This is a genomic window from Pseudomonas sp. R25(2017) (assembly GCF_002112565.1).
Classification (GTDB): domain Bacteria; phylum Pseudomonadota; class Gammaproteobacteria; order Pseudomonadales; family Pseudomonadaceae; genus Aquipseudomonas; species Aquipseudomonas ekonensis.
On sequence record NZ_NEHZ01000007.1, the window covers coordinates 115,973 to 131,957 of the forward strand.

A 15,985-nucleotide genomic window follows, 5' to 3' on the forward strand; every position below is an offset into this window, starting at 1 on the left:
AGCCTGCTCCCTCACCGCACTCCTCCCCCTCAGAAATTGTCCGGCGTGCGCGCCTTCTCCCGCGCATGCTCGCGGCTGATCAACCCCTTGGTCACCAACTCCTTCAGGCACATGTCCAGGGTCTGCATCCCCAGCGACCCGCCGGTCTGGATCGCCGAGTACATCTGCGCCACCTTGTCCTCGCGGATCAGGTTACGGATCGCCGAGGTGCCGAGCATGATCTCGTGGGCCGCCACCCGCCCGCCGCCGATCTTCTTGATCAGCGTCTGCGACACCACCGCCAGCAACGACTCGGACAGCATCGAGCGCACCATCGATTTCTCGTCGCCGGGGAACACGTCCACCACCCGGTCGATGGTCTTCGCCGCCGAAGTGGTGTGCAGGGTGCCGAACACCAGGTGCCCGGTCTCGGCGGCGGTGAGCGCCAGGCGGATGGTTTCCAGGTCGCGCATCTCGCCCACCAGGATCACGTCCGGGTCTTCGCGCAGCGCCGAACGTAGGGCCGTGGCGAAACTGCGGGTATCGCGATGGACTTCACGCTGATTGATCAGGCATTTGCGCGATTCGTGGACGAATTCGATGGGGTCTTCGATGGTCAGGATGTGATGGTGGCGGTGGGTGTTGAGGTAGTCGATCATCGCCGCCAGGGTGGTGGACTTGCCTGAACCGGTGGGCCCCGTCACCAGCACCAGGCCGCGTGGGGCGTCGGTGATCTTGCGGAAGACGTCGCCCATGGCCAGGTCCTCCATGGTCAGCACCTTGGACGGGATGGTGCGGAACACCGCGCCGGCGCCGCGGTTCTGGTTGAACGCGTTGACCCGGAACCGCGCGACGCCGGGCACTTCGAAGGAGAAGTCGGTTTCCAGATGTTTCTCGAAGTCCACCCGCTGGGTGTCGTTCATGATGTCGTAGATCAGTTCGTGCACCTGCTTGTGGTCCAGCGCCGGCAGATTGATCCGCCGCACGTCGCCGTCCACGCGGATCATCGGCGGCAGGCCGGCCGACAGGTGCAGGTCGGAAGCGCCCTGTTTGGCGCTGAAGGCCAGCAGTTCGGTGATATCCATAGCGTCCCCCAATTCCAGTAGAATGCCGCGAACCCTCAGACCGCCGGCGCCTCTTGATGTCCACGATAGCAGACAACATTTTCAACGTCGGGTCGCGCATCCAGGCCGCGACCCAGGCCGCCGGACGCGGCGAAGACAGCGTCCGGCTGCTGGCCGTGAGCAAGACCAAACCCGCCCGGGCCCTGCGTGAAGCCTATGCCGCCGGCCTGCGGGACTTCGGCGAGAACTACCTGCAGGAAGCCCTGGGCAAGCAGCAGGAACTGGCCGACCTGCCCTTGATCTGGCACTTCATCGGCCCCATTCAGTCGAACAAGACCCGCTCGATCGCCGAGCATTTCGCCTGGGTGCACTCCGTGGACCGTCTGAAAATCGCCCAACGCCTGTCCGAGCAGCGCCCGGCCGACCTGCCGCCGCTGAACATCTGCATCCAGGTCAACGTCAGCGGCGAAGCCAGCAAGTCCGGCTGCGCCCCGGCCGACCTGCCCGCCTTGGCGCAGGCCATCAGCCAATTGCCGCGCCTGAAGCTGCGCGGGCTGATGGCGATCCCCGAGCCGACCGAAGACCGGGCCGCCCAGGACGCCGCCTTCGCCGCCGTGCAGCGCTTGCAGGCCAGCCTCGACCTGCCCCTCGACACCCTTTCCATGGGCATGAGCCACGACCTCGAGTCGGCCATCGCCCAGGGCGCCACCTGGGTCCGTATCGGCACCGCCCTGTTCGGCGCCCGCGACTACGGCCACATTTCTCAATAAGGACCTGACATGAGCGATACACGCATTGCCTTTATCGGTGCCGGCAACATGGCGGCCAGCCTGATCGGCGGCCTGCGGGCCAAGGGTCTGGAAGCGGGACGGATCCGCGCCAGCGATCCGGGCGAAGAGACCCGCGCCCGGGTCAGCGCCGAACACGGCATCGACACCTTCGCCGACAACGCCCAGGCCATCGACGGCGCCGACGTGGTGGTGCTGGCGGTCAAGCCCCAGGCCATGAAGGCCGTGTGCGAAGCGATCCGCCCGAGCCTCAAGCCGAACCAGCTGGTGGTGTCCATCGCCGCCGGCATCACCTGCGCCAGCATGACCGCCTGGCTCGGCGAGCAGCCGATCGTGCGCTGCATGCCCAACACCCCGGCGCTGCTGCGCCAGGGCGTGAGCGGCCTGTACGCCACCGCCGCCGTCAGCGCCGCGCAGCGCCAGCAGGCCGAAGAACTGCTGTCCGCCGTGGGCATCGCCCTGTGGCTGGAGCAGGAGCAGCAACTGGACGCCGTGACCGCCGTGTCCGGCTCGGGCCCGGCCTATTTCTTCCTGCTGATCGAAGCCATGACCGCCGCCGGCGTCAAGCTCGGCCTGCCGAAGGAAACCGCCGAGCGCCTGACCCTGCAGACCGCCCTGGGCGCCGCGCACATGGCCGTGTCCAGCGACGTCGACGCCGCCGAACTGCGCCGCCGCGTGACCTCGCCGGCCGGCACCACGGAAGCCGCCATCAAATCGTTCCAGGCCGACGGCTTCGAAGCCCTGGTGGAAAAGGCCCTCGGCGCCGCCGCGCACCGTTCGGCCGAAATGGCCGAGCAACTGGGCCGCTGATCAGCACTTCATAAGGAATCAACAATGCTTGGACTCAACGACGCTGCCATTTTCGTGATCCAGACCCTGGGCAGCCTGTACCTGCTGGTCGTCCTGATGCGCTTCATCCTGCAACTGGTGCGGGCGAACTTCTACAACCCGCTCTGCCAGTTCGTGGTCAAGGCCACCCAACCGCTGCTCAAGCCGCTGCGCCGGTTCATTCCGAGCCTGTTCGGCCTGGACATGTCGTCGCTGGTGCTGGCCCTCGTGGTGCAGATGCTGCTGTTCGCCGTGATCCTGTTGCTCAGCGGCTACAAGGTCGATGTGCTGTTCCTGGTGCCGTGGGCGCTGATAGGCATCTTCGCGCTGTTCCTGAAGATCCTGTTCTGGGCCATGATCATCAGCGTGGTGCTGTCCTGGGTCGCGCCGGGCAGCCACAACCCCGGCGCCGAGCTGGTTCAGCAGATCACGGAGCCGGTGCTCGCGCCGTTCCGCCGCCTGGTGCCGAACCTGGGCGGCCTGGACATCTCGCCGATCTTCGCCTTCATCGTCCTGCAACTGCTGCAGAGCTGGCTGATCCCGCGCCTGGCCTACTACACCCTGATGCCGCGGGAACTGTTCGGCCTGATCTGATGGCCTGGTTCCGCTGGGACGGCGACGACCTGATCCTGGAGTGCCACCTGCAACCTGCAGCCCGCAGCGATGATTTCGCCGGGCTGCACGGCGACCGCCTGAAGATCCGCCTGACCGCGCCGCCGGTCGAAGGCAAGGCCAATGCCTATCTGATGGGATTCCTGGCCAAGGCGTTCGGGGTCTCCAAGAGCCAGGTCAGCCTGGTCGCCGGCGAGCTGAACCGGCAGAAGCGGGTGCGGGTGTGCTCGCCCAAGACATTGCCCGACTTGCCGGGGCTGGTGCGTCCGGCCTGACCCACCGCCCCGACAGCATCAGACCGAGATTCCTGTGGGAGCCAGCCTGTTGGCGATGGCGTCTGCGAAGGCGCCATCGCCAGCAGGCTGGCTCCCACCGTTTGAGCGGCACCACAATTGCGACGCAGGGTTTCACAACGCCCACCCAACGGGTGAAATCAGGCCCGACGGTTGCTTGCCGCTGACCCCACCGGTCTTTAGACTTACGCCTCATTTCAACGAGAGCAGGGTCGATGCCAGCTGCCTTTCCCCCCGATTCTGTTGGTCTGGTGACGCCGCAAACGGCGCACTTCAGCGAACCGCTGGCCCTGGCCTGCGGCCGTTCGCTGGCCGCCTACGACCTGATCTACGAAACCTACGGCACGCTGAACGCCCAAGCGAGCAACGCCGTGCTGATCTGCCACGCCCTGTCCGGCCACCATCACGCCGCCGGCTACCACAGCCCCGACGACCGCAAGCCCGGTTGGTGGGACAGCTGCATCGGGCCCGGCAAGCCGGTCGACACCAACAAATTCTTCGTGGTCAGCCTGAACAACCTCGGCGGCTGCAACGGCTCCACCGGCCCGAGCAGCGTCAACCCGGACACCGGCAAGCCGTTCGGCGCCGAGTTCCCGGTGCTCACCGTCGAAGACTGGGTGCACAGCCAGGCGCGCCTGGCCGACCGCCTCGGCATCACCCAGTGGGCGGCGGTGATCGGCGGCAGCCTCGGCGGCATGCAGGCGCTGCAATGGACCATCACCTACCCGGACCGTGTGCGCCACTGCCTGGCCATCGCCTCGGCGCCCAAGCTGTCGGCGCAGAACATCGCCTTCAACGAAGTGGCGCGCCAGGCGATCCTCACCGACCCGGAGTTCCACGGCGGCTCGTTCCAGGAACACGGCGTGATCCCCAAGCGCGGCCTGATGCTGGCGCGGATGGTCGGGCACATCACGTACCTGTCCGACGACTCCATGGGCGAGAAATTCGGCCGGGGCCTCAAGAGCGAGAAGCTCAACTACGACTTCCACAGCGTCGAATTCCAGGTCGAAAGCTACCTGCGCTATCAGGGCGAAGAGTTCTCCGGCCGCTTCGACGCCAACACCTACCTGTTGATGACCAAGGCGCTGGATTACTTCGATCCGGCGGCGAACTTCGACGATAACCTGGCGAAAACCTTCGAAGGCGCGAAGGCCAAGTTCTGCGTGATGTCGTTCACCACCGACTGGCGCTTCTCCCCGGCCCGCTCGCGGGAACTGGTGGACGCGCTGATGGCGGCGCGCAAGGACGTCAGCTACCTGGAGATCGACGCGCCCCAGGGCCACGACGCCTTCCTGATTCCGATCCCGCGCTATCTGCAGGCGTTCGGCAACTACATGAACCGCATCACGCTTTGAGGAAGACATGAGAGCCGATCTGGAAATCATCCAGGAATGGATCCCCGCCGGCAGCCGCGTGCTCGACCTCGGCTGCGGCGACGGCGAACTGCTGACCTGGCTGCGCGACCACAAGCAGGTCACCGGCTACGGTCTGGAAAACGACCCGGACAACATTGCCGAGTGCGTGGCCAAGGGCATCAACGTCATCGAGCAGGACCTGGACAAGGGCCTGGGCAACTTCGCCAGCAACAGCTTCGACATCGTGGTGATGACCCAGGCCCTGCAGGCGGTGCACTACCCGGACAAGATCCTCGACGAAATGCTGCGGGTCGGCCGCCAGTGCATCATCACCTTCCCCAACTTCGGCCACTGGCGCTGCCGCTGGTACCTGGCGAGCAAGGGGCGGATGCCGGTGTCGGAGTTCCTGCCGTACACCTGGTACAACACGCCGAACATCCACTTCTGCACCTTCGAGGACTTTGAGGAACTTTGCCGCGAACGTGAGGCGAAGGTCATTGATCGGCTTGCCGTGGATCAACAGCACCGCCACGGGTGGGCCAGTAAGCTATGGCCTAATCTGTTAGGTGAGATCGGCATCTACCGCGTCAGCAGCCCGGCGCTGCAGGATCACAGAATCGCGGTCTGAACCACGACATTGCGAGGAGAACGAACATGGGACGCCTGATTACCACGCTGTTGGCCGCCTGCCTGAGCCTGTCGGCCGTGGCAGCCGATGCCATCAAGAGCGAGCGCCAGGAAACCTTCGGCGACGTGACGGTGCACTACAACACTTTCAACTCGACGTACCTGCAACCGGACATCGCCAAGGCTGCCGAACTGATCCGCAGCAAGAATCAGGGCGTGATCAATGTCTCGGTAATCAAGGACGGCAAACCGTTGATCGCCAACGTCACCGGTACAGTGAAAGACCTGACCAGCCAGACCGTGACCCTGAATTTCCGTCAGGTCACCGAACAGGGCGCGATCTATTACATTGCCCAGTACCCGGTGGAACAGCAGGAAACCCGCACCTTCGAAATCAAGGTGCAGAACGGTGACAAGATCAACACCATCAATTTCAACCAAGAGCTTTTCCCCGGCGAATGATGAACCTCAAGCAACTCGTACTGGCCAGCCATAACGCCGGCAAACTCAAGGAACTCCAGGCCATGCTCGGCGACTCGGTGCAATTGCGCTCGATCGGCGAGTTCAGCAGCGTGGAGCCGGAAGAGACCGGCCTGTCGTTCGTCGAGAACGCGATCCTCAAGGCCCGTAATGCCGCGCGCATCTCCGGGCTGCCGGCGCTGGCCGACGATTCGGGTCTGGCGGTGGATTTCCTCGGCGGTGCGCCGGGCATCTACTCGGCGCGCTACGCCGACGGCAAGGGCGACGCGGCGAACAACGCCAAACTGCTCGACGCCTTGAAGGATGTGCCTGAAGCCGAGCGCGGCGCACAGTTCGTCTGCGTGCTGGCGCTGGTGCGTCACGCCGACGATCCGCTGCCGATCCTCTGCGAAGGCCTGTGGCAAGGGCGCATCCTGACCGCCGCCAGCGGTGAACACGGTTTCGGCTACGACCCGCTGTTCTGGGTGCCGGAGCGTAACGTGTCCAGCGCCGAACTGAGCCCGAGCGACAAGAACCAGATCAGCCACCGCGCCCGTGCAATGGATCTGCTGCGCCAGCGTCTGGGCTTGAAATGACCCGTGATTCTTCTGCGTCGCCACTGATCGTCGGTGGCGCCGCCTCTTCGCCTCGGGCGCCGTTGCCGACGCTGCCGCCCCTGGCGCTGTACATCCACATCCCGTGGTGTGTGCGCAAATGCCCGTATTGCGACTTCAACTCCCACACCGCCAGCCCGGTGCTGCCGGAACAGGAATACGTCGACGCGTTGCTTGCCGACCTGGATCAGGATCTGCACGCGGTGTACGGCCGTGAGTTGAGTTCGATCTTCTTTGGCGGCGGTACGCCGAGCCTGTTCAGTGCCGAAGCACTGGGCCGCTTGCTCGAAGGCGTCAAACAACGCATCCCGTTTGCCGAGGACATCGAAATCACCCTGGAAGCCAACCCCGGGACTTTCGAGCAAGAGAAGTTCGTCGCCTACCGCAAACTGGGGATCAATCGCCTGTCGATCGGTATCCAGAGCTTCCAGCAGGAAAAGCTCAAGGCCCTTGGCCGTATCCACAACGGTGACGAAGCGGTGCGTGCCGCCGGCATGGCGCGCCAGGCCGGGTTCGATAACTTCAACCTCGACCTGATGCACGGCTTGCCGGACCAGTCACTGGACGATGCCCTGAGCGATCTGCGCCAGGCCATCGCGCTGAAGCCGACGCACATTTCCTGGTATCAGCTGACGCTGGAGCCGAACACGGTGTTCTGGAACCAGCCGCCGGTGCTGCCGGAAGACGACACCCTGTGGGACATCCAGGAAGCCGGGCAGGCGCTGCTGGCCGAGCATGGCTACGCGCAGTACGAAGTCTCGGCCTATGCCCAGCCCGGCCGGGCGGCGCGGCACAACCTCAACTACTGGAGCTTCGGCGACTTCATCGGCATCGGCGCCGGCGCCCACGGCAAGCTCAGCCATCCGGACGGGCGCATCGTGCGTACCTGGAAAACCCGCCTGCCGAAGGACTACCTCAACCCGGCCAAAAGCTTTCAGGCCGGCGAGAAGGCCCTGACCGACGACGAAATGCCGTTCGAATTCCTGATGAACGCCCTGCGCCTGACCGCCGGCGTCGAATCGCGCCTGTACCCGGAACGCACCGGCCTGCCGCTGGAGACGCTGGCCGAAGGCCGCCGCGAAGCCGAACGAAGCGGCCTGCTGCAGGTCGAACCGTCACGTCTGGCGGCCACCGAGCGCGGACAACTCTTTCTCAACGACTTGCTGCAGACATTTCTGAGCTGATTTCAGCCCTAAGGAAACCCGCATGGATCTGATACTCGACCTGCTCGCCACCGTCTCCCGGTGGAGCCGCAGCAACCTTTCGGAAATCGCCCTGGCGCTGGTGGGTTGCCTGCTGGTGCTGTTCGGCGCCGACTTCAAGGGCTGGGTCGAGCAACGCCTGGGCAGCATCGCCGGCGCCTTGCGCGTCCCGCTGATGGCCCTGCTGTGCATGATCGGCAGCGGCGCGGCGCTGATCTACGCCACGCCGTGGGTCGTGAAGGGGCTGAGCCAGTTCAACAACTACAGCCTGGCGCCGGTGTTGCTGGTGGTGCTCGTATTGATCGGCGTGGTCGCGGATCGCCGCTGACTTTGAGTACGCCATAAAAACTTGTGGGAGCGGGCTTGCCAGCGATGGGGGCGCAACAGTCGACGATGATGTTGAATGTTATGCCGTCATCGCTGGCAAGCCAGCTCCCACAGGTTTATCTACAGCCTGAATCAGGACTGCTTTTCGAACTTCAGGTCCCACACGCCATGCCCAAGACGTTCGCCGCGGCGTTCGAACTTGGTGATCGGACGTTCGGCCGGGCGCGGCACGCACTTGCCGTCTTCGGCGAGGTTGCGATAGCCCGGGGCGACATTCATCACTTCCAGCATGTATTCGGCATACGGCTCCCAGTCGGTGGCCATGTGCAGGATGCCGCCGACCTTCAGCTTGCTGCGCACCAGCTCAGCGAAGGACGCCTGAACGATGCGGCGCTTGTGGTGACGGCTCTTGTGCCAAGGGTCCGGGAAGAACAGCATCAGGCGATCGAGGCTGTTGTCGGCCACGCAGCGGTTGAGCACTTCGATCGCATCGCAGTCGTAGACGCGGACGTTGCTCAGGCCTTGGGTCAGCACGCCGTTGAGCAACGCGCCGACACCCGGACGGTGAACCTCCACGCCGATGAAGTCCTGCTCCGGCGCCGCCGCCGCCATTTCCAGCAGCGAGTGGCCCATGCCGAAGCCGATCTCCAGCGAGCGCGGCGCCGAGCGGCCGAACACCTGATCGTAATCCACCGGTGCGTCGGCCAGCGGCAGCACGAACTTCGGCGCGCCCTGCTCCAGGCCGCGCTGCTGGCCTTCGGTCATGCGTCCGGCGCGCATCACGAAACTCTTGATGCGGCGGTGTTGGCGCTCGTCGCCTTCTTCCGTCTGGATTGGCGTGTCGTTCGATTCAGTCATCAATGGCTCTTACTTGATCAGACCATCCAGCGGCGAAGAGGCGCTGGCATAGAGTTTTTTCGGCATGCGGCCGGCGAGGTAGGCCAGGCGGCCCGCGACGATCGCGTGTTTCATGGCTTCGGCCATCATGACCGGCTGCTGGGCGTGGGCGATGGCCGAGTTCATCAGCACGGCGTCGCAGCCCAGTTCCATGGCGATGGCGGCGTCGGAAGCGGTGCCGACACCGGCATCCACCAGCACCGGGATGTTCGCCTCTTCCAGGATGATCTGCAGGTTGTACGGGTTGCAGATCCCCAGGCCCGAGCCGATCAGGCCGGCCAGCGGCATGACCGCGATGCAGCCGGTTTCCGCCAGCTGGCGGGCGACGATCGGGTCGTCGCTGGTGTAGACCATCACGTCGAAGCCTTCCTTGACCAGCGTTTCGGCGGCCTTGAGGGTTTCGATCACGTTGGGGAACAGGGTCTTCTGGTCCGCCAGCACTTCCAGTTTCACCAGGTTGTGGCCGTCGAGCAGCTCACGGGCCAGGCGGCAGGTGCGCACGGCCTCGACCGCGTCGTAGCAGCCGGCGGTGTTCGGCAGGAAGGAATAGCGGTCCGGCGACAGCACGTCGAGCAGGTTCGGTTCGCCCTCGATCTGGCCGAGGTTGGTGCGACGCACGGCGAAGGTGACGATCTCGGCGCCCGAGGCCTCGATGGCCAGACGGGTCTCTTCCATGTCACGGTACTTGCCGGTGCCGACCAGCAAACGCGACTGGTAGGTACGACCGGCCAGAACGAAAGGCTTGTCGCTGCGAACGATGCTCATGGGAAATCCTCTTCAAAGGTGAGGGTCTTGCAGGATGGCCGGGCCACGGGGCCGGCGGGACTAGCCGCCGCCGATGGCGTGCACCACTTCGACATTGTCGCCGTCGTTGAGCGTGGTCTCGGCATGCTGGCTGCGCGGGACGATATCCAGATTGAGCTCGACCGCCACCCGGCGTCCGGTCAGTTCCAGACGGGTCAGCAGGGCCGCAACGGTCTCACCGTCGGGCAGTTCATAGGATTCGCCGTTCAACTGAATGCGCATGCGCGATGCCGCCATCATTTTTAGGGGCTGGCATTCTAGCCCGATCATGACCTAAAGGTCAGCACCAAGCGTCAAGCGGTCAGCGGCAAACGCCAGGCGGCCAGCCCCAGGCACACCCAGCCGACCAGGAAGGCCAGGCCGCCGAACGGGGTAATAATGCCGAGCTTGCCGATGCCGACGGTGGTCAACAGGTACAGGCTGCCGGAGAACAGCAGGATGCCGATGCTGAACGAGACACCGGCCCAGGCGACCAGACGCCCCGGCACCTGGGTGGCCAGCAGCGCCACGCCGAACAGCGCCAAGGCGTGAACCAGTTGATAGGTGACGCCGGTGTGGAAGATCGCCAGGTACTCGGGGGTCAGGCGGCTTTTCAGGCCGTGGGCGGCGAACGCGCCCAGGCCGACACCGGTGAAGCCGAAAAAAGCGGCCAGCATCAGAAAGCTACGCAGCATGAAGAACTCCAGTCAGACTCGGTCGGCAGGGTCTGTATAATGGCCCGCTCATCCGGTTCGGCCAAGCCATCTCTATGCTGCGTTCATTTTTCCGTCGCCTGTCGAAGGCGCTGCTCTGGTTCGCGGGCGGCAGTGTCTTGCTGGTCGTGCTGTTCCGCTTCGTGCCGCCGCCGGGCACGGCGCTGATGGTCGAACGCAAGGTCGAGTCCTGGGTCGACGGCGAGCCCATCGACCTGCAGCGCACCTGGAAACCGTGGGACGAGATCTCCGACGACCTCAAGGTGGCGGTGATCGCCGGGGAAGACCAGAAATTCCCCGAGCACTGGGGCTTCGACATCAGCGCGATCCGCGCGGCGCTGGCCCACAACGAACTGGGCGGCTCGATCCGCGGCGCCAGCACGCTGAGCCAGCAGGTCTCGAAGAACCTGTTCCTGTGGTCGGGCCGCAGCTACCTGCGCAAAGGGCTGGAGGCCTGGTTCACCGCGCTGATCGAAGTGCTTTGGCCCAAGCAGCGGATCCTTGAGGTGTACCTGAACAGCGCGGAGTGGGGCGACGGCGTGTTCGGCGCCGAGGCGGCGGCACGGCATCACTTCGGCACCGGCGCCCGCTCGCTGTCGCGCCAGCAGTCCAGCCTGCTCGCCGCCGTGCTGCCCAACCCGCGGGCCTGGAGCGCCAGCCGCCCGAGCCCGTACGTCCTGCGCCGGGCGAGCTGGATCCGCCAGCAGATGAACCAGTTGGGCGGAGACAGCTATCTGCTGGGCCTGAACGATTCGCGCCGGGCGCCCTGGACCCAGTAAGGCCGACATCGCCAGCAGGCTGGCTACCACAGGATCCTGCGGCGAACACGGAGCTGCATACAACTGCCCTCCCCCATGTGGGAGGCAGCCTGCTGGCGATGGCGTCAGCCCAGGCACAGCCCAACCCGAACAAGACCACAAACGAAAACGCCCCGATCATCACTGATCGGGGCGCTTTCTTATGCCGGGCGGCCGGTCATGCGGCAATCGACGACTTGAGCTTGTTCATCGCGCTCTTCTCGAGCTGACGGATACGCTCGGCCGACACGTTGTACTTCTGCGCCAGGTCGTGCAGCGTGGCCTTCTCTTCCGCCAGCCAGCGCTGGTAGAGGATGTCACGGCTGCGTTCGTCCAGCACTTCCAGCGCTTCGTGCAGGTTGTGGTTGGAGTTGTCGCTCCAGTCGGCGTCTTCCAGTTGACGGGCCGGGTCGTACCGGTGGTCTTCCAGATAGTTGGCCGGCGACTGGAAAGCGCTGTCGTCGTCCGCTTCCGCGGCCGGGTCGAAGGCCATGTCGTGGCCGGTCAGACGGCTTTCCATCTCACGCACTTCCCGCGGCTCGACGCCGAGGCTTTCCGCCACACGGTGGACTTCCTCGTTGTTCAGCCAGGCCAGACGCTTCTTCTGGCTGCGCAGGTTGAAGAACAGCTTGCGCTGGGCCTTGGTGGTCGCGACCTTCACGATCCGCCAGTTGCGCAGGATGAACTCGTGGATCTCGGCCTTGATCCAGTGCACCGCGAAGGACACCAGACGAACGCCCATTTCCGGGTTGAAACGCTTCACGGCCTTCATCAGGCCGACGTTGCCTTCCTGGATCAGGTCGGCCTGGGCCAGACCGTAGCCGGAATAGCTGCGGGCAATGTGTACGACAAACCGCAGGTGGGCGAGCACCATCTGCCGAGCCGCCTCAAGATCCTGCTCATAGTAGAGACTCTCGGCCAGTTCACGCTCCCGCTCCGGCGACAGCAACGGAATGCTGTTGACGGTGTGCACATAGGCTTCCAGGTTCGCACCCGGAACCAACGCGTACGCAGGCTGCAAAGAATTGGTCATGCGAAAAAACCTCCCACTTACATACTCGTGCCATTGGCACTGCGAAAATTGACCGGGAACCGCTGAACAAGTTCCCCTTGAAACCGTGAGGTCAATCACGCGCAAAAAGATTCTACTTCGGCGCCAGCTCCCTGAGATGACGTGCGACTGCAATCCATGCACCGATATAACCCAACAGCACCGCGCCAAGCAAGAGCGACAGACCGTCGGCGACCGGCACGCCGGCCAGCGCGAAATCGCTGCCGTACAGGCCGGCCAGCCCGACCACCGCGTCGTTCAGCCAGTCCAGGCCGAACGCCAGGACGCCCCAGGACAGAACCCCCGCACCGAAACCGTACAACGCCCCCATATAAAGGAAGGGACGCCGCACATAGCTGTCGGTGCCGCCGACGAGTTTAATCACTTCTATCTCTGTGCGGCGGTTTTCGATATGAAGACGAATGGTATTGCCTATCACCAAAAGTAATGCGGAAACCAGCAGCACCGTCAGCCCGAACACGAAACGGTCGCCCAGCTTGAGGATGGCGGCCAGACGCTCGACCCAGACTAGATCAAGTTGCGCCTGCTGTACCTTGGGCAGTTCGGAAAGTGTTTGTCTCAATGCTTCCAGGTTTGCCTTGTCGACTTCCTTCGGCGTCACCAGCACCACGCCGGGCAGCGGGTTTTCCGGCAGCTCGCGCAGGGCCTCGCCCAGGCCGGACTGCTGCTGGAACTCTTCCAGCGCCTGGTCGCGACCGACGTACTCGGCCTCGGCGACGCCCGGCATGCCTTTGATCCGGTCACGCAGCGACTCGCCCTGCTCCGGGCTGGCGTCGAGCTGCAGGTACAGCGAAATCTGCGCCGCCCGCTGCCACGAGCCGCCCAGGCGTTCGATGTTGTTCAGCAGAAGCGACAGGCCCATCGGCAGGCTCAGCGCCACCGCCATCACCATGCAGGTGAAGAAGCTGCCGATCGGCTGCTTGCCGAGGCGGCGCAGGCTGTCGACCCAGCTGGCCCGGTGGCTTTCGAGCCAGGCGCGGAACAGCGTGGCGAAATCCGGGCCGTCATCGTCATGGCTGGCCTTTTTCTTCGGCGGCTGCGGATCGGCGGCCTTGGGGGCCACCCGTTCGGAAACCTTCGGACTGCGAGTCGCGCTCATACGCCGGCCTCCCCGTCGCCGATCAATCGGCCGCGCTGCAAGGTGAGCATGCGGTGACGCATGCGGGCGATCAGGGCCAGGTCGTGGCTGGCGATCAGCACGCTGGTGCCCAGACGGTTGATGTCTTCGAACACGCCCATGATCTCGGCCGCCAGGCGCGGATCGAGGTTACCGGTGGGTTCGTCCGCCAGCAGCAGGGCCGGACGGTGAACGATGGCGCGGGCGATGCCCACGCGCTGCTGCTGACCGGTGGAGAGGTCGCCCGGGTACAGGTCGGCCTTGTCCGACAGCGCCACGCGCTCCAGCGCCGAGTCGACGCGCTTGGCGGTCTCGGCCTTGGACAGCCCGAGAATTTGCAGCGGCAGCGCGACGTTGTTGAACACCGTGCGGTCGAACAGCAGCTGGTGGTTCTGGAAGACCACGCCGATCTGCCGGCGCAGGAACGGGATCTGCGCGTTGCTGATGGTGCTCAGGTCTTGCCCGGCCAACAGCAGCTTGCCGCTGGTGGGACGCTCCATCGCCAGCAGCAGGCGCAGCAAGGTGGATTTGCCGGCGCCGGAATGGCCGGTGACAAACAGGAATTCGCCACGGCGGACACGGAAGCTCAGCTCATGCAGGCCGACGTGACCGTTCGGGTAGCGCTTGCCGACCTGTTCGAATCGAATCATGAACGCTCCCGCTCGGCAAACAAGGCCTGGACAAAGGGTTCGGCTTCAAAGGTGCGCAGGTCGTCGATGCCCTCACCGACGCCGATGTAGCGGATCGGCAGGCCGAACTGCTTGGCCAGGGCGAAGATCACCCCGCCCTTGGCGGTGCCGTCGAGCTTGGTCAGGGCCAGGCCAGTCAATGCGACGGTCTGGTTGAACTGCTTGGCCTGGTTGATGGCGTTCTGGCCGGTGCCGGCGTCGAGCACCAGCAGCACTTCGTGCGGCGCGTCGGCGTCGAGCTTGCCGATCACCCGGCGAACCTTCTTCAGCTCTTCCATCAGGTTGTCTTTGGTGTGCAGGCGACCGGCCGTGTCGGCGATCAGCACGTCGATGCCCCGGGCCTTGGCGGCCTGCACGGCGTCGAAGATCACCGAGGCCGAGTCGGCGCCGGTGTGCTGGGCGATCACCGGGATCCGGTTGCGCTCGCCCCAGACCTGCAGCTGCTCCACCGCTGCGGCACGGAAGGTGTCGCCGGCGGCCAGCATGACCTTCTTGCCTTCCAGCTGCAGCTTCTTGGCCAGCTTGCCGATGGTGGTGGTCTTGCCGGCGCCGTTCACGCCGACCACGAGGATCACGTACGGTTTGGCCTGCGAGGCGATCTTCAGCGGCTGCTCGACCGGTTTGAGCATCGCGGCCAGTTCGGCCTGCAGGGATTTGTACAACGCGTCGGCGTCGGCCAGCTCCTTGCGGGCGACCTTCTGGGTCAGGCGCTGAATGATCACCGAGGTGGCCTCGACGCCGACGTCGGCGGTCAGCAGGCGGGTCTCGATCTCGTCGAGCAGGTCGTCATCGATGGCTTTCTTGCCGAGGAACAGGCTGGCCATGCCCTCGCCGATGCTGGCGCTGGTCTTGGACAGGCCTTGCTTGAGACGGGCGAAGAAACCGGCCTTGGCTTCTTCGGTGCGCGGCGGTTCGGCCGGCGCTTCGACGGCCGCGACAGCGACCGGCGCCACGGCAACCGGTGCAGGTGCAGGTGCAGGTGCAGGTGCAGGTGCAGGTGCAGGTGCAGGTGCAGGTGCAGGTGCAGGTGCAGGCTCGGGCGTTTCGACGGCCGGCGCAACCGGCGCGGCTACGTGAGGCGCTACGTGAGGCGCTACGGGAGGGGCTACGTAAGGGGTTGCGGGAGGAACGACGGGAGCGGCCGGCTCGGCCACCACCGGCACCTCAGGAACGACCGGCGCCGCCACCGGCTCTGGGGCGAAAGCGGCAGGCGCCGCTGGGATCGGCGGCGTCACGTGGGCCACGGTCTCTTCGACCAGCGCCACCGGCTCTTCCGCCACGGGCAGGGTCAGCCAGGGCTCTTTGGCCGGGGCCAACGGCAGCTCAGGGGCAGCAGCAGGTTCAGGCGCGGCTTGGGCCGACGGCTGCGGCACTGGCTGCGATAGGGGCTCGGCGACCGGCGGGACAACCGGCGTCTCTGGCGCTACGGGCGCCGGGGCCGGCTCAGGCGCGGCCGCCGGCTGTTCGGCCGCCGGCTTCTTGCGCAGCCATCCGAACAGGCTTTTCTTCTCGCCAGCGGCAGCTGGGTTCTTCTTGTCGTCGTTGGAACCAAACATGGAGGACGGCTATCTCACGGTAGCGACGCGCCATCAGGCGCCCCGGCAATTGAATATTCGATGCAGAACAGACTGTGTTTGATCCAGCTTGTTCACGCGCAACCTGTTGTCGAGGCGCCCGCGGCACCTCAAAAGAATCGTCTTAACGAAGGACTAAACCGGCAAAATCGGCGAAAAGGCAAAGTTTAGCTGAGAAACCAAAGCCTTTTGCCG

The 15,985-nt window shown here is 64.9% G+C and carries 20 protein-coding genes; 11 read left to right on the plus strand and 9 right to left on the minus strand.

Annotation, left to right across the window (positions count from 1 at the left end; all coding sequences use genetic code 11):
* Positions 1 to 29 precede the first annotated feature (29 nt).
* On the minus strand, positions 30 to 1,064 hold the full coding sequence (locus CAG31_RS11010) for a type IV pilus twitching motility protein PilT (RefSeq protein WP_085580846.1): 1,035 nt from the start codon (positions 1,062 to 1,064) through the stop codon (positions 30 to 32).
* Between the two features lie 56 nt (positions 1,065 to 1,120).
* Here CAG31_RS11010 and CAG31_RS11015 point away from each other — a divergent pair, with 56 nt between their 5' ends.
* From CAG31_RS11015 to CAG31_RS11060, 10 genes are all read left to right on the plus strand, one after another.
* The gene (locus tag CAG31_RS11015; protein ID WP_085580848.1) at positions 1,121 to 1,813 is read left to right on the plus strand and encodes a YggS family pyridoxal phosphate-dependent enzyme; all 693 of its coding nucleotides are present in this window, start codon (positions 1,121 to 1,123) and stop codon (positions 1,811 to 1,813) included.
* 9 nt (positions 1,814 to 1,822) lie between these two features.
* Positions 1,823 to 2,641, plus strand: coding sequence for a pyrroline-5-carboxylate reductase (gene proC / locus CAG31_RS11020; RefSeq protein WP_085580850.1), 819 nt, complete (start codon positions 1,823 to 1,825; stop codon positions 2,639 to 2,641).
* A gap of 24 nt (positions 2,642 to 2,665) precedes the next feature.
* Positions 2,666 to 3,253 carry a YggT family protein gene (locus CAG31_RS11025; protein WP_085580852.1) on the plus strand — a complete coding sequence of 196 codons (588 nt, stop codon included), beginning with the start codon at positions 2,666 to 2,668 and terminating at the stop codon, positions 3,251 to 3,253.
* Positions 3,253 to 3,546 (plus strand): DUF167 domain-containing protein, encoded by a 294-nt coding sequence (locus CAG31_RS11030; RefSeq protein ID WP_085580854.1) that lies wholly within the window; start codon positions 3,253 to 3,255, stop codon positions 3,544 to 3,546. The genes CAG31_RS11025 and CAG31_RS11030 overlap by 1 nt, the downstream gene beginning before the upstream one ends.
* 233 nt (positions 3,547 to 3,779) lie before the next feature.
* A complete protein-coding gene (locus CAG31_RS11035) occupies positions 3,780 to 4,919 on the plus strand; it encodes a homoserine O-acetyltransferase (protein ID WP_085580857.1) in 1,140 nt (379 codons plus the stop codon).
* A 7-nt stretch (positions 4,920 to 4,926) separates the two neighbouring features.
* Positions 4,927 to 5,547, plus strand: a complete 621-nt coding sequence (gene metW, locus CAG31_RS11040) for a methionine biosynthesis protein MetW (RefSeq protein WP_085580859.1) — start codon at positions 4,927 to 4,929, stop codon at positions 5,545 to 5,547.
* A 26-nt stretch (positions 5,548 to 5,573) separates the two neighbouring features.
* Positions 5,574 to 6,008, plus strand: a complete 435-nt coding sequence (locus CAG31_RS11045) for a DUF4426 domain-containing protein (RefSeq protein WP_085580861.1) — start codon at positions 5,574 to 5,576, stop codon at positions 6,006 to 6,008.
* Entirely contained in the window at positions 6,005 to 6,601 is a 597-nt protein-coding gene (gene rdgB / locus CAG31_RS11050; RefSeq protein WP_085580863.1) for an RdgB/HAM1 family non-canonical purine NTP pyrophosphatase, read from the plus strand. The genes CAG31_RS11045 and rdgB overlap by 4 nt, the downstream gene beginning before the upstream one ends.
* Positions 6,598 to 7,803, plus strand: coding sequence for a radical SAM family heme chaperone HemW (hemW, locus tag CAG31_RS11055; protein WP_085580864.1), 1,206 nt, complete (start codon positions 6,598 to 6,600; stop codon positions 7,801 to 7,803). The genes rdgB and hemW overlap by 4 nt, the downstream gene beginning before the upstream one ends.
* 22 nt (positions 7,804 to 7,825) lie before the next feature.
* Positions 7,826 to 8,149, plus strand: a complete 324-nt coding sequence (locus CAG31_RS11060) for a DUF3392 domain-containing protein (protein WP_011336381.1) — start codon at positions 7,826 to 7,828, stop codon at positions 8,147 to 8,149.
* 131 nt (positions 8,150 to 8,280) lie between these two features.
* Here CAG31_RS11060 and trmB read toward each other — a convergent pair whose 3' ends face one another.
* The 4 genes from trmB to CAG31_RS11080 form a co-directional block, all read right to left on the minus strand.
* Positions 8,281 to 9,006 (minus strand): tRNA (guanosine(46)-N7)-methyltransferase TrmB, encoded by a 726-nt coding sequence (gene trmB / locus CAG31_RS11065; RefSeq protein WP_085580866.1) that lies wholly within the window; start codon positions 9,004 to 9,006, stop codon positions 8,281 to 8,283.
* A 9-nt stretch (positions 9,007 to 9,015) separates the two neighbouring features.
* A complete protein-coding gene (locus CAG31_RS11070) occupies positions 9,016 to 9,810 on the minus strand; it encodes a thiazole synthase (protein ID WP_085580868.1) in 795 nt (264 codons plus the stop codon).
* A 60-nt stretch (positions 9,811 to 9,870) separates the two neighbouring features.
* Positions 9,871 to 10,071 carry a sulfur carrier protein ThiS gene (thiS, locus tag CAG31_RS11075; protein ID WP_170929948.1) on the minus strand — a complete coding sequence of 67 codons (201 nt, stop codon included), beginning with the start codon at positions 10,069 to 10,071 and terminating at the stop codon, positions 9,871 to 9,873.
* A gap of 71 nt (positions 10,072 to 10,142) precedes the next feature.
* Positions 10,143 to 10,523 (minus strand): DUF423 domain-containing protein, encoded by a 381-nt coding sequence (locus CAG31_RS11080; RefSeq protein WP_085580870.1) that lies wholly within the window; start codon positions 10,521 to 10,523, stop codon positions 10,143 to 10,145.
* Positions 10,524 to 10,597: 74 nt separating this feature from the next.
* On the opposite strand from CAG31_RS11080, the gene mtgA reads away from it, so the two are divergent.
* Positions 10,598 to 11,320, plus strand: a complete 723-nt coding sequence (mtgA, locus tag CAG31_RS11085) for a monofunctional biosynthetic peptidoglycan transglycosylase (protein WP_085580872.1) — start codon at positions 10,598 to 10,600, stop codon at positions 11,318 to 11,320.
* A 196-nt stretch (positions 11,321 to 11,516) separates the two neighbouring features.
* Here mtgA and rpoH read toward each other — a convergent pair whose 3' ends face one another.
* The 4 genes from rpoH to ftsY form a co-directional block, all read right to left on the minus strand.
* A complete protein-coding gene (gene rpoH / locus CAG31_RS11090; protein WP_085580874.1) occupies positions 11,517 to 12,371 on the minus strand; it encodes an RNA polymerase sigma factor RpoH in 855 nt (284 codons plus the stop codon).
* 112 nt (positions 12,372 to 12,483) lie between these two features.
* Positions 12,484 to 13,509, minus strand: a complete 1,026-nt coding sequence (gene ftsX, locus CAG31_RS11095) for a permease-like cell division protein FtsX (RefSeq protein ID WP_085580876.1) — start codon at positions 13,507 to 13,509, stop codon at positions 12,484 to 12,486.
* On the minus strand, positions 13,506 to 14,177 hold the full coding sequence (gene ftsE, locus CAG31_RS11100) for a cell division ATP-binding protein FtsE (protein ID WP_085580878.1): 672 nt from the start codon (positions 14,175 to 14,177) through the stop codon (positions 13,506 to 13,508). The genes ftsX and ftsE overlap by 4 nt, the downstream gene beginning before the upstream one ends.
* A complete protein-coding gene (gene ftsY, locus CAG31_RS11105) occupies positions 14,174 to 15,772 on the minus strand; it encodes a signal recognition particle-docking protein FtsY (RefSeq protein WP_085580880.1) in 1,599 nt (532 codons plus the stop codon). Before ftsY ends, ftsE begins: the two co-directional genes overlap by 4 nt.
* Between the last annotated feature and the right edge of the window lie 213 nt (positions 15,773 to 15,985).